This is a genomic window from Nocardia xishanensis NBRC 101358 (assembly GCF_001613365.1).
Taxonomy (GTDB): domain Bacteria; phylum Actinomycetota; class Actinomycetes; order Mycobacteriales; family Mycobacteriaceae; genus Nocardia; species Nocardia xishanensis.
On the sequence record NZ_BDCF01000017.1, the window covers coordinates 76,453 to 97,623 of the forward strand.

Annotated in this window: 25 protein-coding genes and 1 tRNA gene; 25 read left to right on the top strand and 1 reads right to left on the bottom strand. The window is 63.1% G+C overall.

All coding sequences use genetic code 11. From position 1 onward, the window contains the following. Positions 1 to 163 precede the first annotated feature (163 nt). A tRNA-Met gene (locus tag NX1_RS16290) sits at positions 164 to 239 on the top strand. Positions 240 to 265: 26 nt separating this feature from the next. Here the strand turns inward: NX1_RS16290 and NX1_RS16295 are convergent. Next, positions 266 to 1,045 (bottom strand): hypothetical protein, encoded by a 780-nt coding sequence (locus NX1_RS16295; RefSeq protein ID WP_068059349.1) that lies wholly within the window; start codon positions 1,043 to 1,045, stop codon positions 266 to 268. 446 nt (positions 1,046 to 1,491) lie between these two features. Between NX1_RS16295 and NX1_RS16300 the strand changes: the two genes are divergently transcribed. The 24 genes from NX1_RS16300 to NX1_RS16400 all read left to right on the top strand — a co-directional run bounded on the left by NX1_RS16300 (position 1,492) and on the right by NX1_RS16400 (position 21,155). After that, positions 1,492 to 2,457 (top strand): alpha/beta hydrolase family protein, encoded by a 966-nt coding sequence (locus NX1_RS16300; protein WP_068059352.1) that lies wholly within the window; start codon positions 1,492 to 1,494, stop codon positions 2,455 to 2,457. Continuing rightward, positions 2,454 to 2,648 (top strand): hypothetical protein, encoded by a 195-nt coding sequence (locus NX1_RS16305; protein ID WP_068059355.1) that lies wholly within the window; start codon positions 2,454 to 2,456, stop codon positions 2,646 to 2,648. Before NX1_RS16300 ends, NX1_RS16305 begins: the two co-directional genes overlap by 4 nt. After that, positions 2,638 to 2,892, top strand: coding sequence for a glutaredoxin-like protein NrdH (nrdH, locus tag NX1_RS16310; protein ID WP_068059358.1), 255 nt, complete (start codon positions 2,638 to 2,640; stop codon positions 2,890 to 2,892). Before NX1_RS16305 ends, nrdH begins: the two co-directional genes overlap by 11 nt. Positions 2,893 to 3,084: 192 nt before the next feature. Continuing rightward, positions 3,085 to 3,246 (top strand): hypothetical protein, encoded by a 162-nt coding sequence (locus tag NX1_RS36345; protein ID WP_157119800.1) that lies wholly within the window; start codon positions 3,085 to 3,087, stop codon positions 3,244 to 3,246. Beyond that, complete coding sequence (locus NX1_RS38815) at positions 3,246 to 3,494, top strand: DUF7427 family protein (RefSeq protein WP_444980709.1); 249 nt, start codon at positions 3,246 to 3,248, stop codon at positions 3,492 to 3,494. Before NX1_RS36345 ends, NX1_RS38815 begins: the two co-directional genes overlap by 1 nt. Positions 3,495 to 3,522: 28 nt before the next feature. Beyond that, on the top strand, positions 3,523 to 4,281 hold the full coding sequence (locus NX1_RS38710) for an NUMOD4 motif-containing HNH endonuclease (RefSeq protein ID WP_084501480.1): 759 nt from the start codon (positions 3,523 to 3,525) through the stop codon (positions 4,279 to 4,281). A 152-nt stretch (positions 4,282 to 4,433) separates the two neighbouring features. Next, on the top strand, positions 4,434 to 4,961 hold the full coding sequence (locus tag NX1_RS16315; protein WP_068059361.1) for a hypothetical protein: 528 nt from the start codon (positions 4,434 to 4,436) through the stop codon (positions 4,959 to 4,961). Continuing rightward, a complete protein-coding gene (locus tag NX1_RS16320) occupies positions 4,958 to 6,268 on the top strand; it encodes a PBSX family phage terminase large subunit (protein ID WP_068059364.1) in 1,311 nt (436 codons plus the stop codon). The genes NX1_RS16315 and NX1_RS16320 overlap by 4 nt, the downstream gene beginning before the upstream one ends. Before the next feature lie 69 nt (positions 6,269 to 6,337). Next, entirely contained in the window at positions 6,338 to 6,592 is a 255-nt protein-coding gene (locus NX1_RS16325; RefSeq protein WP_068059366.1) for a hypothetical protein, read from the top strand. Then, entirely contained in the window at positions 6,589 to 7,731 is a 1,143-nt protein-coding gene (locus tag NX1_RS16330) for a hypothetical protein (RefSeq protein WP_068059369.1), read from the top strand. Before NX1_RS16325 ends, NX1_RS16330 begins: the two co-directional genes overlap by 4 nt. A gap of 67 nt (positions 7,732 to 7,798) precedes the next feature. Beyond that, complete coding sequence (locus tag NX1_RS16335; protein ID WP_245668532.1) at positions 7,799 to 9,400, top strand: phage portal protein; 1,602 nt, start codon at positions 7,799 to 7,801, stop codon at positions 9,398 to 9,400. After that, on the top strand, positions 9,400 to 10,362 hold the full coding sequence (locus NX1_RS16340; RefSeq protein WP_084501481.1) for a phage minor capsid protein: 963 nt from the start codon (positions 9,400 to 9,402) through the stop codon (positions 10,360 to 10,362). Before NX1_RS16335 ends, NX1_RS16340 begins: the two co-directional genes overlap by 1 nt. A gap of 146 nt (positions 10,363 to 10,508) precedes the next feature. After that, entirely contained in the window at positions 10,509 to 11,243 is a 735-nt protein-coding gene (locus tag NX1_RS16345) for a hypothetical protein (protein WP_157119802.1), read from the top strand. Between the two features lie 28 nt (positions 11,244 to 11,271). After that, positions 11,272 to 12,189 carry a major capsid protein gene (locus NX1_RS16350; protein WP_068059380.1) on the top strand — a complete coding sequence of 306 codons (918 nt, stop codon included), beginning with the start codon at positions 11,272 to 11,274 and terminating at the stop codon, positions 12,187 to 12,189. Between the two features lie 79 nt (positions 12,190 to 12,268). Further along, positions 12,269 to 12,472: a hypothetical protein gene (locus NX1_RS16355; RefSeq protein ID WP_068059382.1), complete on the top strand. Its 204-nt coding sequence runs from the start codon at positions 12,269 to 12,271 to the stop codon at positions 12,470 to 12,472. Between the two features lie 2 nt (positions 12,473 to 12,474). Beyond that, positions 12,475 to 12,897, top strand: a complete 423-nt coding sequence (locus NX1_RS16360) for a hypothetical protein (RefSeq protein WP_068059385.1) — start codon at positions 12,475 to 12,477, stop codon at positions 12,895 to 12,897. A gap of 32 nt (positions 12,898 to 12,929) precedes the next feature. After that, positions 12,930 to 13,271: a hypothetical protein gene (locus tag NX1_RS16365; protein WP_157119803.1), complete on the top strand. Its 342-nt coding sequence runs from the start codon at positions 12,930 to 12,932 to the stop codon at positions 13,269 to 13,271. Continuing rightward, entirely contained in the window at positions 13,252 to 13,551 is a 300-nt protein-coding gene (locus tag NX1_RS16370) for a hypothetical protein (protein ID WP_068059389.1), read from the top strand. Before NX1_RS16365 ends, NX1_RS16370 begins: the two co-directional genes overlap by 20 nt. 4 nt (positions 13,552 to 13,555) lie before the next feature. Then, the gene (locus NX1_RS16375; RefSeq protein WP_068059392.1) at positions 13,556 to 13,933 is read left to right on the top strand and encodes a phage tail termination protein; all 378 of its coding nucleotides are present in this window, start codon (positions 13,556 to 13,558) and stop codon (positions 13,931 to 13,933) included. 75 nt (positions 13,934 to 14,008) lie between these two features. Further along, entirely contained in the window at positions 14,009 to 14,929 is a 921-nt protein-coding gene (locus NX1_RS16380; RefSeq protein WP_068059394.1) for a phage tail tube protein, read from the top strand. 95 nt (positions 14,930 to 15,024) lie between these two features. Continuing rightward, a complete protein-coding gene (locus NX1_RS16385; protein WP_068059397.1) occupies positions 15,025 to 15,219 on the top strand; it encodes a hypothetical protein in 195 nt (64 codons plus the stop codon). Between the two features lie 24 nt (positions 15,220 to 15,243). Further along, a complete protein-coding gene (locus NX1_RS16390) occupies positions 15,244 to 15,618 on the top strand; it encodes a hypothetical protein (RefSeq protein ID WP_157119804.1) in 375 nt (124 codons plus the stop codon). A 164-nt stretch (positions 15,619 to 15,782) separates the two neighbouring features. After that, a complete protein-coding gene (locus tag NX1_RS16395) occupies positions 15,783 to 16,061 on the top strand; it encodes a hypothetical protein (protein WP_068059402.1) in 279 nt (92 codons plus the stop codon). A 12-nt stretch (positions 16,062 to 16,073) separates the two neighbouring features. After that, entirely contained in the window at positions 16,074 to 21,155 is a 5,082-nt protein-coding gene (locus NX1_RS16400) for a hypothetical protein (RefSeq protein WP_068059406.1), read from the top strand. The last annotated feature ends 16 nt before the right edge of the window (positions 21,156 to 21,171 follow it).

A 21,171-nucleotide genomic window follows, 5' to 3' on the forward strand; every position in this document is an offset into this window, starting at 1 on the left:
TGCCCCGGTCGGAGCCTAGGAAACTCCCCACCAACTAACTTCGCCTCGGGCCTCGCGGGGCCTCAGCTTTCTCCCGAGGGCATTTGATCGTGATGGCTCTGGATTCGTAACACCGAGCTAGGTTGGCAACCTGACGTAGGCGCCTACGTCTCAACAGCCTCATAGCGGCGTAGAGCAGTTCGGTAGCTCGCTGGGCTCATAACCCAGGTCTGTCGTGGGTTCAAATCCCACCGCCGCGACAACCACCCCGACTTTGCGAACCGGGTCAAATACCTGCCTGCTCAAGCTGATCAAGGATGTCGGTCACCCTCTCCTGCATCGGACGCAGTGTCTCGATGATCGGCTCAGGTATGCCGTCGGGAAGGTCGATCGAAATCGGGAAACCGACCGCCATCGCCACGAAATCCGCAGGATGCAGTGAGGGGTCTGCCTTGTGCCGAAACCGAAGCATGCACACCCGAGTCCCGACAGTCAGTTCGGATCCGTTGTACGACTCGCCGCCCTTGATGAGCTCGTAGCGGGGATCCGGCTGTATGTCGATCATCAACCTCACTGAGTTGGTGGCCAGCAGATACCTGTGCTTGTCGCGGTTGACAAGCGCATTCAGCCGCCACAGGGGATCCTCTTGGTATGAACTTGCCTGGTATGGCTGATTGGCCGTGATCACGGCCAAAACTGCTGTATCGAACTGTGCGCCAGCATTGTTCAGCCTTGCGGGGCTTGTAACGATCGGAAACGAGATTTGCGTTTCACTAAGGTTTGGGCACCTCGCCCGCACGTGGTCGAAGATCGAGTGATCGAGCGCTGCGCGCAGGTTTGTAAGGTAGTCACCGGTGATCAGCGAAAACTCCTCCGGCAACTCCACAGCCGAATCGACCACTAGCGTGCAGGTGAACACCTGCTCGCCAGGTGTGTAGTCCCAGTCGGGGCGCAACGTGTACGGGCCGGGTTGCACGAAGTCGGACAGTGCTGACTGGAGTGTGTCGAGATGGTGTGCCGCGCGTCCCAGTTTCAGTCGTGCGCTCTCCATCGCCGGAACCATCATTACTCGAAATGTACTGGCTCTCAGATGATTGTCAATGAAATTTAACTGCGCGTGATGCGTAGTGCGACCTCCATGCGAGGTAACGCAAATAGGTAGACGGTGACTGCCTGGAGAACCAACACCGCTAAGCACAGAAGGAAGCCCCCGGCGCATACCCAACGGGTAGAGGCGACGCCGCGTAGCAGGGGGCAGCGGCGGCAACACGGGGGCGTTCCCCGTCAACGATAGCCGCTGACAATAAGTTTCGCCACCACCCTCGTGCCCCATTCGCTCACGGGGCCGCCGCGCCGATCTCACGCCGCGCGGCTGTAGGGGATCCAGGTGGCGGGGCCGCAGGCAGCGCTTACCCGCGCCGCGGCCCGCCCGCCGGGCCATTGTCGCTACCTGGGAGCCCGGCGGGCACAAACCACCCTCTCACCGCATCGAAAGCCTGCCAGGAGCAGCCCATGTCCAATCCGCGCACTATTCGGACCACTGCTCTCGCAGGTGTCATCTTCCTCGGCAGCCTCGGATTCGCGACACCAACCGCCACTGCCGACACCGAACCCGACTGCCGACCACTCGTTCTCGGCATCGGCGGCAACGGGCAGCGGTCGGCAGAAGCTGTCGGCCAGCCCGGTTTGATGGGCGCCCAGCTCGCGCATGAAGCCGCGCAGGGCAAGCAGGTGGAGTCCCTGGACTACAAGTCCAGCGTGTGGCCGACCGGCCCGTACACCAAAGACGAATCCGTCACTGACGGCCGCGCCCGCGCAACCGAACGGATCAACCAGTATCGGCAGGACTGCCCCGGCGGACATGTGAAGGTCATCGGGCACAGCCTCGGCGCCGAGTTCGCTGACGAGGTGGGCGCCGATGAGGTTGTCACATACGGGGATCCGCGCCGTCCGGGCGGCATCTACGACGCGCTGCCCGGCATTGTTCCCGGCATCTCCTCGCCCGGCCCGCGTGAACCTGGCGGGACCGTGACGACCGTGTGCCACGAGTTCGACGCCATCTGCGATTCACCTGCGCCATGGTCGGACCCAGCCAAGTTCATCCAGGGGTGGGCGGGCTACCTGAGCGGCTGGCACTACTACGCGCCCGGCGAAGCCGACGGCCTGCCGCCCGGCGACCACTACGTAGACATGCCGGCGCCGCTGCCGTGGCTGCCCGAGAGCACCCCGACCGGGATCCCGGAAGCGCCGCACTTCGCGCTGCCACCCGTCGAGCCCGGTCCGCTGCCGAGCCTCATGGACTTCAACCCGATCATCGACGCGGTCACACCGGATCCGTACGTGCCGACACCGCTTTCTGTGTACATCCCGGATGAGGTCGAAACCGTCCTGCCGTCCGAGGTTCTGACGTACGTTCCGCCGCCGTTGCCGGAGATCGTTCTCCCGCCACTGCCTGATCTGGGGGTTCGGCTGCCATGAGTGACGCACTTGCCCACGCTCAATCGCGTGTCGCGTACGCGCAAGAGCGGCTTCGAAAGGCGCAGGAGAGCGTCGCTGCCAAGTCTCAGTACTTGGCGTACGCCTTCGCGGAACTCGCCAAGGCGGAACGCGACGCAGCCAGTGAACTCGCAGAAGTGAAGAGGGAGCTGGGCGCCGACGATGCCGAGTGACATCACCGTCTACAGCAAGCCCAACTGCGTGCAGTGCGACGCCACCGTGCGCAAGCTCGACCAGCTCGGCGCAACCTACGTGAAGGTCGACGTCACCGAAGACATCGAAGCCCTCGAAACCATTCGAGCCATCGGCTACTCGCAGGCGCCAGTCGTCGTCGCGGGCGAGGACCACTGGTCCGGGTACCGCCCGCACCGAATCGAGGAACTGGTGGCCGATGCGCAAGAAGCAGTGGAGAGCTGAACCATCACCGACCGCTGAACGCGAATGGCATGTGCATCCGATCGACGACCTCATAGCGCACGAGCTTGACGGCCACGACTGCGCCTGCGGGCCACGGACTGAACTGCATCTACGTGGCTGGTTGATCATCCACCACAGCCTCGACGGCCGCGAACGCACCGAACGATCCCCGCGCGGGCAGGAGAACGACTCATGAAATTCCGGCTCAAGCTGTGGGCGTTCGAACTCGAAATCAACACCCCCGAACCCGTACAGGTGTCACCCACCGACCTGGTCACCGCATTGTGGTCGGCCATCTCGGCGCACCCGATGCAGCCGATCGTGCTCGTTGAGGACACTGAAGCCGAGGACTGATGCACGCCTACCGATCACGGATCAAGGGAGAGTATGCGTGGTTGATTTTGGGAGTCTCGGTGCTCGTATATGAGGCCCTTGCACCGGCCGATCAACTGCTGACGACGGCGTGTGCGCGGGGATTGACGCGCCATCCTGTGCTTACTCGGGCCGCGATTGTAATCACGGCCGCTCATCTGCTCCGGCTCATACCCCCCTCGTTGGACCCGTATAGTGGAGCTGAAAAGCTCCTCCGAAAGTGGAATTAAATCGACTGTCGCAAGCGTTATTTCAGATATGGTTGATGTCGAACGATGGTCCGATATTCCCGGATATGAGGGCTACTATCAAGCGAGCGACCAGGGGCGGATAAAGAGCCTCCGGCGAACGATCCTGCGAGCCAACGGCATCCCGCAAACGGTGAAAGAGCGGATCCTTCGCCCAGGTCGATTGAGCAGCGGGCATCTTCATGTCGCGCTGAACGCGCCCGATAAGTCAATCAAGACGCGCCGAGTGCATCAGCTTGTCATGCTGGCATTTGTGGGACCGACGCCCGAAGGGCTTGAGATCTGCCACAACGACGGCAACCATGAGAACAATCGTCTCGATAATCTCCGGTTCGACACTCACGCTGAGAATATGCGGGATGTCATCAGGCATGGTGGCAATGCATACACGCGCCGGACCATGTGTCCAAATGGTCACGAGTACACATCTGAGAATGCCGGTGCAATCAAGGGGCGCGGTGGACGCTACTGTCGCGCATGCAAGTCGGAGAACTGGCGGGCATGGCGAGGACAACAGGAACCACGAGGGCCGCGGTCGCACTGCCGTAAAGGGCATGAGTACCGTCCTGGTTCCTTCACTCAAAATGGTGAGTCCGGACGGCGTCTATGCATCGAATGTCAGCGGGCGAGAACGGCACGACAGCGTCCGACGCATTGCCACCGAGGGCATGAACAGAACAGTCAGAATGCATATACGGGCAAAGATGGCCGACGTCAGTGTCGTGTCTGCAAGAACGCCCGGCGGCGCAAGAACTCTCAAACTCCTTGAGCGAGTGACAACACCACGCCCACATCTGTCCCTAACCGGCAGCGGAGCTCCTGTCATTTCTCTCAATCGGCTTGCCCAGGCGGCAGCCGCCCCCACCCCCAACTGATCGCGGACCGGCCAGGAGCCCGCCGCGCATCCTGGAGGTCCGCCACATGGCACGAAAACGCACCATCCCCGTCGAAGTCCTCGTGCAAGCGCAGGAACGTCGCAACAAGATCCTGGAACTGCGTCTCGCAGGCAAGTCCCAAGCCCAGATCGTGGCCGAAACAGGCTGGTCCAAACAGACCGTCAGCGCCGACCTGAAACGAGCTATCGAGGACATCACCCGCGAAAACGCCGAAGAATACCGGGAACTGGAACTCACCCGCCTCGACGAAATGTGGGCAGCCATCTGGCCGCGGATCGTCAACCCGAAAAACGCCGAGGAACGCAAAGCCCAACCATGGTTAATGGACCGCGCATTCGAGATCATCGAGAAGCGCGCCAAACTCACAGGCACTTACAAGGCAGCCGAACTGCGCGCCATCGCTGACGCCAAGGGTGGTGTCGGCACCGAGACTTTGTCCATGGTCGGCAGCTTCTTCAGCCGACTGGAAGAACTCGTCGCAGCCGATCAGCTCGCCGACGACAACGAGGAGACAGAGCCCGCAGATAGCGACGAAACGGACCTTCCAGAGTGAACGTCCTCGACGACCTGCCACTGTCTCGCAAGCAGATCGTCAGCATCGTCGAAGCCCGCCGCTACCGCACCACCATCTGGTCAGGAGCCGTCCGCGCCGGCAAAACCATCGCCTCGATTCTCGCGTTCTACGACGCCGTGCACAAGGCGCCCGACACCGGGCTCATCATCATCGTCGGCCGAACGTTGCAGACCATTGAACGCAACATCATCGAACCGATGCAGGACGAGAACGTCTTCGGTCCGTGGGCGGCAGAGGTGCATCACACCCGCGGCTCGAACATCGCGGTAATCCTCGGTCGCACCGTGCACTTGATCGGCGCGTCCGATGTGCGCGCGGAGGGGAAGTTGCGCGGCATGACGTGTTGCCTCGCGCTCGTCGACGAAGCAACGTTGTTGCCAGAGAACTTCTGGACCCAGTTGCAAGCGCGACTCTCGGTTCCTGGCGCCCGTTGTCTCGCGACAACGAATCCGGACAATCCTGCCCACTATTTGAAGACGAAGTTCATCGACAAGGCGTCCGACCCAGAGATGCGGTTGCGTGCGTGGAACTTCACGATGGACGACAACCCGTCTCTCGACCCGGAATTCGTGGCTACCACGAAGGCGTCGTTCACGGGATTGTTCTATCTCCGCAACATTCTCGGACATTGGGTTGCCGCCGAAGGCGGCGTGTATGACTGCTTTGATCCCGATCGGCATGTGGTGAAATGGGCCGACCTGCCCGAGATGCAATGGTATGTGGGTGTCGGCGTCGATCACGGTACGACTAACCCGACCGCCGCGACCATGGTTGGCCTCGGCGTGGACAATGTCCTCTATGCGGTCGACGAATGGCGGTATGAACCCAGCAGCAAGGAAGCCCGCCGGACCAACGTACAACTGTCCCAAGGGCTACGAACATGGCTTGCCGGTCCGCACCACCCGAGCGAAGACCCAGACAGTCCGCCCCGGATCACATGCCCCGTGGTCGTCGACCCCGCCGCTGCGGACTTCCGTGTCCAGTTGAAACAGGACGGGCTCAGCACCGGCCCCGCCCAAAACGATGTCCTCTATGGGATCAGGACGGTGTCCGCTCTTTTCAGCGTGGACAAACTGAAGATAGCTGATCGATGCGTCGGGCTTATCAAAGAGATTCCCGGCTATGTGTGGGATACCAAGGCCACCGAAGAAGGAAAAGACCAGCCGATCAAGCTGGATGATCATTCTGTGGACAGTGTTAGGTACGCCCTGGTTTCGACTGAGCGGAAATGGCGGCGCCGCGTAAAGCTGGCGCATGATTCGAAAGCAGAACCGGTTGCTGCGTGATTTGCGTCGACGAATTCGGGTTTGCTATCGCCGATACGATCATACTAGTCAGTTGATCTAGGAGGCGGAATGTCCCTCGCGGATGATCTATTCGAGGACGCTCAAGAGAAAAGCAAGCCGATACCGTGTAAGACCGGTGTTTGGATCGCTGGGCTCCCCGACCGCGACCGAGAAGCATTCGACGAGTTTCTCAACAACGGCGGCCCGGTTTCGAACCTGTGGCGGCTGGCGGTCAAGAATGGCTGCGCATCCGCCGAGACCCGCTTCCGCGCGCACTGCCGGAAACGATGCTCCTGCTACAACGCTTTGGAGATCGCTGCGTGAGCCTCGCCGACGACCTCTCTCGGCAGCCGACTGCCGCGGAATCGGAGTACCGGCCGCGTACTGAATTCGACGGCCGCGCCGGGGGATACATCCAGACCGGGCCGCTGCCAACCGCACCCGCCTCCTACACAGAGCTGCTGGAACAGTTCGGCTACAACCCTGATGAAGTCGAGATCGTCGGTCACCCGCGGGTGAGCCGCTGGCAGGGCTTCAGCGGGGAATGGTTAGCGGCATACCGGTTCCGTATCGCGCCGAAGGCCGCACCGTCGAACGTTGACGACTTGCTGGCACGCATCAATGCGTGGACTGCACATCAACCGGTCGCCGCGCCTGGGCCGCACGTGTTCAACCTTCAGTGCTCGGATTTGCAGATCGCCAAGGTCGACAACGGTGGCACCGAAACGATCGTCGAGAAGTTCTTGGAGACCGTCGACCGCGCCGTAGCTGAATACAACTCGCTGAAGCCCCGCGGCATCGCCGGCGTCCACATCTTGTTTCCCGGCGATTGCATCGAGGGCAACCAATCGCAGGACGGCCGCAACTGGTGGCGCACCGAATACGGTGTCACCACCCAAACCCGGATCCTGCGCCGCCTGATGCTGCACACCGTCGAACAGTTCGCGCCACTCACTGACCAGGTTTGGATGTCGGTCGTCAACGGCAACCACGATCAGGCCCAAAGGTTCCAGAACACGAACCCTGGTGACGGGTGGGCCACAGAGTGCGCGATCAGCGTCGCCGACGCCCTGAAGATGAACCCGGCCGCGTTCGGGCACGTCACCGTCGAGGTGCCGGACCCTGAGCAGGGGTTCATGACCGTCGCTCGCGGCGACACCATCTTCACCATCGCGCACGGTCACCAGTGGAAGGGCGGCGCCAGCGCGAAGCATTCGCATGCTTTCACCTGGTGGTCCGATCAAGCCTTCCACCAGCAGAACCCTGCGGGCGCTCATGTCTTAGCGCACGGCCACTTTCACAGTTGGGCCGTCGAAACGTCGAAGACCCGCACCCGCATCTGCTCGCCCACCTTCGACGGCGGCAGCAACTACTACCGAGACCTGACCGGCGCTGAAGCCAAGCGCGGCGGCCTCATCTACCTCACCCGAGCAGGCGAAGTCTCCAACATGAGCCTCGTCTAACGGGCTTTCGAACTTCACTGCGCCCCCGATTCGGCGCGTACACCTTTTCGGGAGGCGCCCCGTGGCGATGCCTGAGTTCAAAGGCGCGTGGCCGCCGGAGCCCCACGATCAGGCGGCAGACGCCTACGACACCTTCACCGCCTGGTGGTCAGGTGATGTGGAAACGCTTCAGGAGATCTACAGCGATAGCAGCCGGATGCCAGCGCCGCGGCCGTCGCAGTTGGCGGGTGGGTGGCGAGGCCGGCTGGCCCGCTTTTGGTACGGCCGACCAGTCCTTCAGGACACCAAGCGCCTTCACATCCCGGCCGCCGCGGATATCGCAACCACTTCAGCGGACCTGCTGTTCGGTCAGCCCCCTACCTGGCTGTTCAACCAGGGCGATGCGAAAGACCTCCAAGCCGCGCAGGACCGGTTGTCGGATCTGCTCGACGGCGCCGACACGGTAGCGACCCTGTTGGAAGCTGCTGAGGTGCAAGCGGCCTTGGGTGGTGTCTACATTCGGCTCCATTGGGACAAAGAGGCCACTGAGAAGGTGATGTTCTCCGCGGTCGCCCCTGACGCTGCTATCCCGGAGTGGCGGTACGGGAAGCTGATCGCAGTGACTTTCTGGTCTGTTGTCGCGAAGGACAAGCGGGGCACGTGGCGGCACTTGGAGCACCACAGTATCGGCAGGATCGAACATGCCCTCTATCTGGGTGATGACGGCTCGATTGGCCGTGAAGTGCCGCTCGACTTGTTGGATGCCACGAAGTGGGCCGCCGATCAGCCTGTCGTAGAGACCGGCGTGGACGGCTTGACTGCCTGCTACATCCCGAACGTTCGTCCGGCTCGCCGCTGGCGAAACACTCCCGGCCTGTCCGCACTGGGCCGCTCAGACTTCGAGGGTGTGGAGCCGCTGTTCGACGCACTGGACGAGGTGTGGTCGTCGTGGATGCGGGATATCGATCTCGCGAAAGCCCGCCTGTTCGTCGCGCAGGAGCTGTTGGAGGATCAAGGACCGGGCAAGGGCTCCACGTTCGACCCGGAGCAGGCGATCTTCACGCCGGTGCCGTCCGATGGGATGGCGCTGAATGACGACAGCGGCGCGCGGCTCGTGCAAGCCCAGCAGTTCGCGATTCGGGTGGAGGAGCACTCGAAGACGTGCGACAAGCTGTTGAAGCAAATCCTTCGCGCGGCAGGCTATTCGGCGGGCGACTTCGACGATTCGGAGACTGCCGGTGCGATCACCGCTACCGAGGTGTCCGCGCGCAAGGACAAGTCGAACACCACCCGATCCCGGAAAATACTTTACTGGCAGAGCGAGTTTCCAAAACTTGCGTCGGTCGCACTCCGCCTCGATGGACTGATCTTCCAGCGCCCCGATCTCGGAATCACCGCCGACCCGGAAATGGTGTTCCCGGTGCGCGTGGACCAGGATCCGGTGCAGTTGGCTACCGCGCTTTCCGCGTTGAAGACTGCCCGGTTGATCTCGACGGAGACCGCGGTCCGGGAACGCAACCCGAACTGGTCGAAGGACGAGGTTGACGACGAGGTCGCCCGGATCCTGAAGGAAAACACGCTGGAAGTCGCTGACCCTGATGGCGGCGAGTTCGAACCAGCCCACGAGGAACCCGACACCGGTTTCACCGATGAGGTCGAGCCCGACAGTGAGGTGGAGGAGGCGGCGTAATGCCTCTGACCCCTTCCTACGGTGACCGCCGCATCGGCCCGATTCAACGCCTCTACCGCAAGACGGAGAAGCGACTGATTCAGTGGCTCGCTAAGACTGTGGCCCCTGGCGTTGGGCATGGGTGGGCGTGGGCGTACAACGCCCTGTCCCGCCTGCTGAAGTTCCGGGTCGGTGTTGACCGAATCATGTCCGAAACCGATAACGTGATGCAGCCGCGCGTGGAATCTGCGATCCGCGGCGCTTGGCGAGACGGACTTACTGAGGCTCGACGCGATGCAGGGCCCGCGCCGGCGCCGGATGAGCGGCCGATGTGGCGGATCATCGACGACACCACCGAGGCGATTCGTGGCGCGCACCGCCATGTTCCGCGCTCGCTGGACAACGTGTACCGCGAGATCGTTGACGCCGCAGTGCATCCCCGCGAGATCGGGGAGCAGGCGCGCAGGGACGCGGTGCAACGTGCGCTGGAAGCGTTCGCACGCCAAGGCATCACGGGGTTCATGGACTCCCGTGGTCGTCGCTACGACTTCGTCACCTATGTGGAGACTGCGGTCCGTTCGGCGATCACTCGCGCCGAGGTGGATGCCTACTGTGCACAAGCTGTCTCGGCTGGGCATGACCTTGTGATCGTGTCCGATGTCGCTGGCTCCTGCCCGCTGTGCCGCCCTTTCGAGGGCCAAGTGTTGAGCATCACCGGCAACACCGTCGGCGCCATCGCCCGCGACAACAGCACGGGCCACGCCGTGCGTGTGCGCGTGTTGTGCTCGCTCGCGCAGGCACGTGAACGTGGCCTGTGGCATCGCAATTGCCGACACACCCTCAAGGTGTGGACGCCCGATGACCCTGCTCCGCCGCGTGCGGCCCGTGTTCCTGCCGAAGTGCGTGAGCGGCGTCGCCGTCAACGCAGTGCTGCGCGCCGGAACCGTATCCGTGAACGCGTCGGATTCGTTGCACAGTCCTAAATAAGCTTCCCGCCTTCTGTGCGGGGACTCTACCCCCAACCTTTAACTCAGAATTCCTGAGTTAAAGGTTCTGAGGGTTTCGTCATTTCAACACCCTGTATGGCCAGGTTGCCTGCGGGTGTTTCTGCGTGTCCAGGAGGCACATCATGGCCGACGAAGCCACCCCCCAGGAAACCACAACTGAAAACGCTGTCGACACTCCTGTCGAAACCCCGGCCGACAATCCGGTGCCCGGTGACGCTGTACAGGTCCCCGAGTCCGAAAACCCGGTCGAAACTCCTGCCCCCGAGCAGGAAAAGCCCGCGGCAAAAACCTACGACGAAGCCTACGTCAAGAAGCTTCGCGAGGAGAACGCCGCGACCCGCGTGAAGGGTAAAGAGGCTGCGGAAAAGGCTGCACAGGATGCCGCCGCTGCTGCCGAGAAGGCCCTCACTGAGAAGTGGGCGAAGGCTCTCGGACTGACCAAGGACGACGAACCCGCCGATCCCGCTGAGCTGCTGAAGCAGGCTGAGGAGCGGGAAAAGCAGATCGCCGCAGAGCGCGACGCTGCTGCTGAACGGCTCCGCGCCTACGAGCGCAAGGACGCCATCACCAAAGCCGTCAATGACGTTGACGGCGACCTCGAATCCATTCTCGATTCCCGCAAGATCAGCGTGGAAATCGAGAAACTCGACACGAATGCCGACGATTTCGCTGCCCAGGTGGCCGCGATCGTTTCTGCGGCAGTCGAATCCAACCCAAAGCTCAAGAAGGCTGCCGACCGGGCGTCGGCTCCTCGAAGCGGCGGTGATCTCTCGAACGGCAACGCGGCACCGAAACCGCGCGGCCCGAAAACCGTTGACGACTTCCGGCGCGAAATCGCCGAACGCAATAAGCGTTAAGTCGTTCTGATTCTAGGAGCCACATTCAATGGCTAATACCCTGCTTACCCCCGATGTTCTGGCGCGGGCCGCTCTGGCGAACCTGTACGAGCAGTTGTGCATGGTGCCGCTGGTGTACACGGATGTTTCGTCCGATTTCACTCGGACCAAGGTCGGCGAGACCGTGAACATCCGGAAGCCCGCGACCTTCACCGCGAACACCTTCGATCGGTCCAGCGGCATCACCATTCAGAACGCGACTGAGACCAGCGTCCCGGTCGTGCTGAACACCATCAAGGACGTGTCGTTCGCGGTCACCTCGGAAGACCTGACCCTCCACCTGGAGGACTTCACCGAGCAGCTGCTGAAGCCCGCCATGGAAGCACTGGCCCAGTCGATCGACCGCGCCATCATCGCGCAGGCGAAGGCCGACTTCACCCAGGTCGCGGGCACCCAGACCGGTTTCGAGTGGAACAAGCCCGAAGTCCTCATCGAAGCGCGGCGCCAGCTCGACATCAAGAACGTCCCGAACTCGGAGTGCGCGGCTGTTGTCGGCCCCACGACCAAGGCGAACTGGCTGAACTCCGACTGGCTGAAGCACGCCGACAAGAGCGGTTCGACCGAGGCACTGCGCAAGGGCTCGATCGGCACCGACCTCCTGAGCTTCGACGCCTTCATGACCCAGAACATTGTCCAGCCTGCGGGTTCGCCGGCGACCGGTCAGCCGACCACCGAGGTGGGTTTGGCGTTCCACCGGACTGCACTGGCGCTTGCTTCGGCTCCGCTGGCTCTGCCGAGCGACCAGGGCTGGGCCGCGGTCGAGTCGTACAAGGGTCTGTCGCTGCGGCTGGTGAAGCGCTACGACATCGTCAAGAAGCAGGACGTCTGCTCTCTGGACATCCTGTTCGGCACCAAGACCCTCGACGCGAACCGCGGCGTTCTGCTGCGCGGCGCTCTGGCTGCCTAATCCCGTGCCCGTGCCGCCTACTTCGGTGGGCGGCACGGGCGCCGGTCGGTCGCCGTAATCCGTTTGGAGACAACGACAAGTGTCCTATTGCTACAAGTATCTGGGCGACGATCAGGATCTGGTGGTCGAGTCCGACGAGCCGCGCCCTGATCTGCTGGAGTGGGCGTACTGGGCTGAAGTCCCCGCGCCCGTCGTGAAGCCCGAGCCGAGGCCGGAAGCCGAGTCGGAACCGGTGAAGCCTGCCCGTAAGCCGCGCGCCGCGAAGGCGGCGGAGGTCGAGTAACCGTGCTGACCTACGCCGTACCGGACGACCTTGCAGACGGCTGGATCATCGGCGACCTGCCAGACGACGCGACCGCGAACGTCTTGATCCGGTACGCCTCACAGTTGGTGCGGAAAGCAACTCGGCTCGACCTCTACGAAGTCGACCCCGCCGGATTGCCCACCGAACCCGACGTGATCGAGGCCATGCGCGACGCCACCTGCGTTCACGTGGCCATGTGGCACACCGCTGGCATCAACCCTGCTGGGGGCGCGGTCGGTCGAGAGGTTGCGATCAAGTCGCAGACCGCAGATGGCGGATCCACCACCTATATGGATGCGCCGAGCGCGGAGGAGATTCAGCGTTCGCTGGAGTACCTGTGCGCGGCGGGCATCGACATCCTCCGCAACGCGGGGCTTGCGTCGACGAGGCCGTGCACATGGTGAGGTACGCAGCCCCGAAGTTCACCAACGGGACGATGCTGACCGTCGTCCGCCGCGGTACAGCGAACGACCGGAACTGGGAAGGCGACTACGAAACACCAACGGAGTCGACACATCAGATCGGCCCTTGCGACATGAAGTGGCTGACCGACACCGAGGACAACTCCACCGGTGAACTGTTGCAGCGGCTCGCCCAAATCACAGCCCCGCTCGGCTCGGATGTGCTGGCTACGGATGGGATTCGGGTGCCTGGCATCACTGAAGACTTCGTGATCGACGGCGCTGTCCGGATGACCCCTAATCCGTTCACTGGTTGGGCGACGGGGGTTCGGTTTCGGATCGCGAAGGACGGCGGCAGTGGAATACGACAGCGCTGACTTCGACCTCGACACCACGTTCATGCGGACCTCGCCGGAACTCACCGAGTTCGTGCACGAGATCGCGGAACAGGGCGCGGACAGGTGGGCAGCGCGCAGTAAGTGGAGGACGGGCTTTAACGCAACCAGCGTGTCCGCACATTCCGGCCCCGGCGAATCTGGCGACATCGAAGGCGTCACCTACGCCTCCGGCTACTACTCCCGCTTCCGCGAGCACGGCACCCGCTGGAACCGGCCCGAGCATGTGATGCACGACTTCATCCGAGACGTGGAGGGGTGACCGAATGCCGCTGCCTCCGTACCCGGAGTTCGACGAAGTCATGCGCGCGCTTTTGGGTGACCTTGCTCCGGTCGTCACGTTCGAATCCGACGAAATCGAACCTCCGTTCATCTATGTCACCCGCGTGGGTGGCCGGGAAGACGACGTGTTCGACAGCCCATTGATCGACGTCGAATACGTCGCCGCAACGCGTGCCGAGTCGAAGCAGTTGAAGACCGCGGGCCAGGAACGCATCCGCGCCGCAGGCAACACCGCGCCCGGCGGGTTCTTGATCGACACCGCCGAGGAAACCACTGGCGGGCAATACATTCCGCCGCAGAACCGGCAGCTTCGCGGCATCACCGCGACCGTGCGTCTCTCCTATCGACGCCCGCGCGCCTAGCCACTCTTTTCACTCTTCACGCCACCCGCGTATCTGCGCGGGTTCTGTGGCGTGCCCATTTCAAGGGGATTCTTCATGCCCGCAGCAACTTTCGAGCAGGTCGCCAACTGGCGACCCTCGCTCATCCGCCGCCCGAACAAGGGCTTCGCCCTCATCGGCGACATGTCCGCCACCATCCCGGCCGCGTTCACCTCGGGTGTGGCCGCCGAGTTCCAGAGCCTCGCCAGCAGCGGCTTCGAGAGCCTGGGTCTCACCGCCAAGGACGCACCCCCGACTTTCCGCCCGGAAATCGAATCCAGCGACGTCGAGGCATGGGGCGCTTTGGAGCCGCCCCGCACCGACATCATCTCCCGGAAGATGACCGTCTCCACCACGCTGCTTCAGACACAGCGGCGTTCGCTGGAGCTGTACAGCGGTCTCGACCTGTCCGCGGTGACCGCTGATGCGACCACCAAGGAAATCAGCTACAACGACCCGACCGCACCCGAAACCCGGTATCACCGACTGATTTTCGGCATGGTCGACGGCGCGGGCGATAACCAGATCTGGATCCTGCGCATCCTGCCGCGCGCGACCGTCACCGAGATCGGTGAGCAGTCGTGGGCTCAGGACGGCGCTCTCAACTACAACATCACCTGGGCGGCGAAGATCGACGAAACCCTCGGCTACTCGATGAAGAACGTCATCTGTGGTCCCGGTGTCGGCCCGTTGCTGGATGAGATGGGCTTCGAGGCTGTCGCGGCTGTTCCGACGATTTCCGGTCGCGCTCCGTCCGGCAACCTGGCGACCGCGGGCGGCGAGATCCTGGTGCTGTCCGGTCAGCACTTCACCGGCGTCACTGGCGTCACGGTTGGTGGTACTGCTGCGACCGATTTCCAGCTCATCGACGATCTGACTCTGTCGATCATCACCCCGGCGAAGACCGCGGGCAGCCACAACATCGTGGTCACCAACGCGACCGGCCCTTCGGCTGGCTTCGCCGTCACCTACGCCTAATCCGGCCTTCCTAGTCGTCGCTCCGCGCGTGTTTCCTGGCCGCGCGCGGAGCGGCCTTCTCTCTCAACGACTTTCGGCCAGGCCAGGAGATTCCTATGGCTTTCGAACCCATCTACATGGTGTCCCCCGCCGGCGTGCGCGTGCTCGTCGGCTCCGCTGTGGAGCGCGAAACCCTGCGCTCGCGCGGCTACACGCTGGCGACGCCTGAGCCGGAACCCGTGCGCAAGCCGGCGCCCGTCGCCAAGCCCGTCGACGAACGCGCCACCAGCACCCCGAAGACCAGCAAGTAACCCCCTCTGCCAGGAGAAACAGCAATGCCTGCACCGAAGAAGACCACCGATGCACCTGTGAAGTCGCGTTGGGCGACTCTGCGTGATGAAGCGCTCGCTGACCGCAAGGTTGTCGAGCCGTACGTTTTCGACGGCACCGAGCCGCCCACCTTGATCGGCGCCCCCGACACCGTGGAGCAGGTCACCGCTCTCGCCGAACTGGTCGACGCAGACGGCAGTTTCGATTACAAGGACATCCGGCGTTTGTTCGCCAACGTGTGCGGCGACGCCTTCGACGCCGTGTGGGCAGTGATCCGCCGCGAACCTATCGACGTCCTCGTCCCACTCATCCAGGACATCAACAAGCATTTCAACGCTGTGCCCGGTGAGGAGGGCAACGATCTGCCGGGGGGCGCCTAGCCCTGGTTCTCCTGATCGAGGATTACGGGGCTGACATCGAATGGGACCTCCAGGACCGGAACGTCGACCTACACGACTACTTCCGTGGCCGACGTCCCTGGGCACAGCTGTACAGGTTCCTTGCCCGACTGCCTGAAGACGGCTGGTACAAGTCCGCGCTCGCAATGAACGAGGACATCGGCCGGATCCGAGCCGAGCAGCCGTTGCCCGAGAAGATCCCACCTCCAACGCCTTTGGGCTACAGCCTGCCAGTGCTGCTGCAACTGCGGCAGATCGACCTGACCAAGGAACTGCTGCGAGCACTGCCCGCGGTATTCGGCGGAAAACTTCCGCCTCCGTTCCCGCCTGAACCGCGGCCACAGACCGCGGAGCAGCGGATCCGGGACGAGCAGGAAACCAACAACGTCCTCGACGCCCTCAGACAGATGGGCTTCTCTGCCTAAAGGCGGTGTCGTATGGCTGATTGGCCCGCGTACAAGGCTGGGTCGGCTCGGCTGACTCTTAGACCGAAGCTCGCCAATGACTTCCGCGCCCAGGTCAAGAAGCAGCTCGCACCGATCAACGAGTCGCTGAAGGTCACCGTCGAACCGGTGTTGATGCGCGGATTCAAAACGGATCTGCGCACCAAGCTCAACGCCGCCACCAAGGGCCTGTCGGTTGACATCGAGGCTCGCCCGAAGCTGGCGGCTGGTTTCCGCACTGACCTGCGGAACAAGCTGAATGCCGCCACCGCTGGCATGACTGTCAAGGTCGGCGTCAAGATCGACACGACCGGCGTCCGGTCCCGCATCCGTGGCGCCACCACCGGCGTGGGGAATGTGAAGATCCCCGTCGATGTCGACCTCACGCAGGCGACGGCGCAACTGGAAGCGTTCCGTACAGGGCAAGCCGCCATCCCGTTGACGATGAATGTCAACGTGGACACGGCGGCGGCGGTCGCCCAACTGATGGCACTGCGCTCGCTGGCCGGTGCTGTCGGTGAACAGGTGGGTGGCATCGGCACGGCGGGTGCTCTCGGCCGCGGCGGCCGATTGCGCGGCAACATCTTCACCCGCCCCATCCGGGCGATCCGCCTGCAAGTCGAACTTGACCGCGCCTCTGTGGCCCGCGCTGAAGCCGAGGTCGCGAACATCGCAGCCCGCCTGAGCACCGCTCGGCAGCGGCAGGGCGATGCGCTCGACCGTCTGCGGCTGGCGGAGGAACGCCACAACGAAGTGATGTCGCGAGCGAACTCGACTGCGTCGCAACGCCTCGCGTCCACGCAACGCCTCGCTCGCGCGCAACGAGACCTTGCCGACGCGCAAGGCCGCGTCAACGGCCTGCTGGGCGAGGAGCACCGCGCGAACCAGCGGCTTGATCGTGCTAACCGTGATCAGAACGGATTCAGGCGTGTAGGCCGATTGTTCGGCGCTGGCCTCTCGGGGCTGACCTCGGCAATCGGCGATGCAGCCCGAAACATGTTCACGTTCCGGAACATCACCAACGTCGCGCTCGTCGGCTTGGTCGCGTTGGCTGCTGTCTCACTGGTCCCGCTGATCGGTCAGCTGGTACAGGCGGCGGGTGTGGTCGCGATCCTCCCGGCCGCGCTGTCCGGTGTGGTTGCGGTGATCTCCACCCTTGTCGTGGGCACTCGTGGCATCGGCGATGCATTCAAGGCGGCGAGCAAGGCTGCCGAATCTGCTGGTGAAGACGCTGAGGCGCACGCGAAGAACGTCGCGAATGCGCAGAAGGCTGCGGCGAGCGCTGCCCGCGGTGTGGCTGATGCCCAGCGGGGGATCGTCACTGCCGAGCGCGGTGTCCGTGATGCGCAGCGCAACACCCTCCAGGCGCAGAAAGACCTCAACAGGGCGCGCGCAGACGCCAAGAAGAACATCGACGACCTCAACCGCGCGCTTGGTCGGACCGCGCTCAACGAGCAGTCCGCGGCGATCGCGGTTGCGGAAGCACATCGAGAGATGCTGCGGACCTTCGCCGATCCCGAAGCGGACGCGATCGACCGCGCTCGGGCCCAGAACTCGTACAACCAAGCGTTGGTCGACCAGCAGGACGTCCTCCGGGAGACCAACGAGCTGCGGGAACGCGCGGCAGAGGCGAATGAGAAGGGCGTCGACGGCTCAGACGAGGTCGTTTCCGCACAGGAGCGTGTGAATCAGGCCATCGAGTCTGAGGGTGACGCACGCCAGACATTGGCTGACGCTCACGTTCGCCTTGCCGATGCGCAGGCGGCGCTTGTCGAGGCGCAGCAAGGCGTCATCGACGCGATGAACGAAGGCAGCACTGCCGCTGAGGCTTTCGAGAAGGCGATGGGCAAGTTGTCGCCCGCCGCGCAGGACTTCGTTCGGCAGGTGCTTGCGCTCAAGCCCGCGTTGGGTGAGCTGCGGCGGGCCGTGCAGGAGTCGCTGTTCACCGGCCTCGGGGATTCGGTCACGAGCCTGGCGAACCCGAAGTGGATTGACACGCTGCGGACCGGGCTCACCGGGATCGCGGCGGAGATCAACGGCGGTGTTCGTCGTGCCCTTGCCGACCTGGATACGGATGCCAGCCGCAGCAAGGTCGCGGGAATCTTCGAGAATGTCCGCCAATCCATCGGTCCAGTACTCGATGGGCTGAACGACATCCTTCAGGGCTTTCTGTCGTTGTCGCAGGTCGGCAGCGAATTCCTGCCCGGCTTGTCCGGAGGCTTCGGCGATCTGGCTGAACGGTTCCGGCGGTGGGCGGAGTCGCCCGAGGGGCAGGAGCAGTTCCGCAACTTCCTGCGTGAATCGTTGCGCACCTTCGGGCAACTGATGGACATCGTCAAGGAGTTCGCAGGTCTTGTCGGCGAGATCTTCCGAGGCTCGGACGAGGTCGGCGAGTCGTGGTTTGACTCCATCCAACGTGCACTTCGCGAATGGCGTGAATACCTGAGCACACCGGAAGGGCAACAGCGGCTCAGGGACTTCTTCGGCGGTGTCCAAGACACCGTCAAGGGCATCCTCGATGTGATCCGCGAGATCGTCAAGCTGATTGACCGCATCGACGGCTGGAACCTCGATGAGCGGTTCGAGAGGTCACCTGTCGGCGCTATCGCCGGGCTGGCTGACCCGGACAAATCTGCTGGCGAGAAAGCGCTGGGTGTTGGCAAGGGCATCGGTGGCGTCCTGTGGGATTTCAGCCCCATCGGCGTGCAAGGAAAGCTCGCGCTGACCGGCTTTAAAGACGCGGCCACCATCGCGCAGGCTGCATGGGATGGGTTCACCGACGCAATCGAGGATGAAGCCGGTGCCGTCGTCGGCAAGTTCTATGAATTGGGTACGAGCGCAGCCGATTTCGGTTCCCGCGCTTGGGATTCGCTGACCAATAAGGTCGTCCCCGCTTTTGCCAGCCTCGTTACCAAATTGCCGGACGTCGAGTCTTCGCTTGAGGACTTCAAGTCCTCTGCCTCGGACAAGTTCAATCTTCTCCAGAACGTGACGTCGTCGGTGTTCGACAAGATCACCGGCCCCGAAGTGTTCGGCAAGTTCAGGGACGCCCTCTCGGAGTTTCCGAGCTTCTTCGATGAGATGGTTCGCGGAATCGGCTCCGCCTGGTCAAAGGTCACTTCAGCCATTCAAGGACCGATCAACTCCGTCATCGACGTCCTAAACTCGTTCGGCGACATCTGGAACAAGGTCGCCGGCAAGCTCGGGCTGCCGACCTGGGATCCGATCGACCACGTCGGGGTGACCGGCCAGTCCGCGACGTTCGACAAGCCTCTTGTCGGTGCTCGCGCGATGGGTGGCCCTGGTGGTCCCGTCAACGGTCCCGGCAACGGCAAGGACGACAAAGCTGGACTGTATCGGCTCTCCCGTGGTGAACATGTCTGGACCGCAGACGAGGTCCGTGCCGCGGGCGGGCATGACGCGATGTATCAGATGCGTCGCTCCGTGCTCAAGACGGGCGGTCAGCAGTCGCGTGGCGATGGCTTCGCTGACGGCGGCGGCGTCGTCAAGACGTCGGATCCGCTGGACCCGATCCAAATGCAGCTGTGGGACTTGGTCCGAACCGCTATTCCGTCGGCCGTTCTGACGAGCGCGAAGCGCTTCGTCGATGTGGGCAGCGGCTACGACCTGCACATGCAGGGCAAGGCGATTGACCTCGGCGGCCCGATGCAGGACATCAGTCGCTGGATCTACAACACCTACCCGCAGAGTGCGGAACTCATCCACTGGCCCCTCAATGGCTGGCAAAACTTGGATGAGGGTAGGCCGCACGACTTCGGAGCGGTCACCAACAACCAGCATCGTGACCATGTCCACTGGGCGGCCAACGATTTCCTCGCTCCTCTGTCGGAGGAGGAAAAGAAGGGCTTGTTCGACCGTGTCCGCGAGGGCATCGGCGGCATCGTCTCCGGCGGTCGCTCGCTGTTGGTGGACAACCTGTTGGCAAAGCCGCTGCGCGGTCTCGCCGACCAGGTGCCCGTGTTCGACGGCTTGGGCGAGTTCGGTCAGATCCCGAAGGCTTTCGCGCGGAAGATGGCGGACACTGTCATCGGCTGGGTGACTAGTCGTCTCGGTGGCAGCTCCGGCAGTGCTGGCCCGTTCGCGGACTGGCAGCCGTCTGCTGGTGCTGAGCAGTGGCGTCAGATGATGATCGACGCCTATCGCAACCAAGGGTATGAGCCGACTCCCGAGAAGATCGACGCCTGGGTGCGTCAGATCGACACCGAATCGGGCGGCAATCCGAACATCGCTCAGCAGATCGTGGACGTCAACGGGACGGGCGAGGCTGCCGGTGTCGGTCTGGGGCAAATGATCCCGACGACGTGGCAGGCATACCGCGACCCGTCACTGCCCGACAACCGGCGTGATCCGTGGGCGATGACGAACGCGATGGTCCGCTACGGCGAACAGAAGTACGGCGCCCAACTGCTGTCTGTGATCGGTCGCGGCCATGGCTACGACCAGGGCGGAATCCTCAAGAACAAGCATTGGGGGTTCAACCTCTCCGGCTTGCCGGAGGCGGTTCTGACGAACCCGCAGTGGCAAATGTTCGACCAGTTCGTGCAGTCGATCCCTGGGTTCAACCAGCAACTCAAGGCGATTCCGCAACCGCTCGAAGGCGGAACCAGCCCGACGTTGCCCTCACCGGTCACACCTGGCGTGGACACGTTCGAGATGGTCGGCGCGAAAGCTCAACAGCGCTTCACCAGCGCGCTGCAAAGCGGTTTCGACGACCTCCTGTCCTCAACGCTTGGCCCGCTCGGGCTGCCGGATCCGCGCACGCTAGTCCCGTCCGAAGTCATCGACTACGGCAAGCAGTTGGCGGCATGGGACCAGGCACGGATGGCGTCCGCGCAGGCGTCGCAGAGCCTCGCCCAGTCCGGGTATCAGGCCGCGGCTGTCCCTGGGACGGGCGCCGCGAACATGGTCACCCAGAACTCGACGGGCGGAGCGACGGTCAACAACATCGACAACTCGATGGTGTTCAACATCAGCGCCGCCAACCCTGGCGAAGGGCTGCGGAAGGCTCAGCAGTTCGCCGACCTCCACGCACTTCAGCACACTGCAAAGGGTTAGAAGTAATTGCAGAATA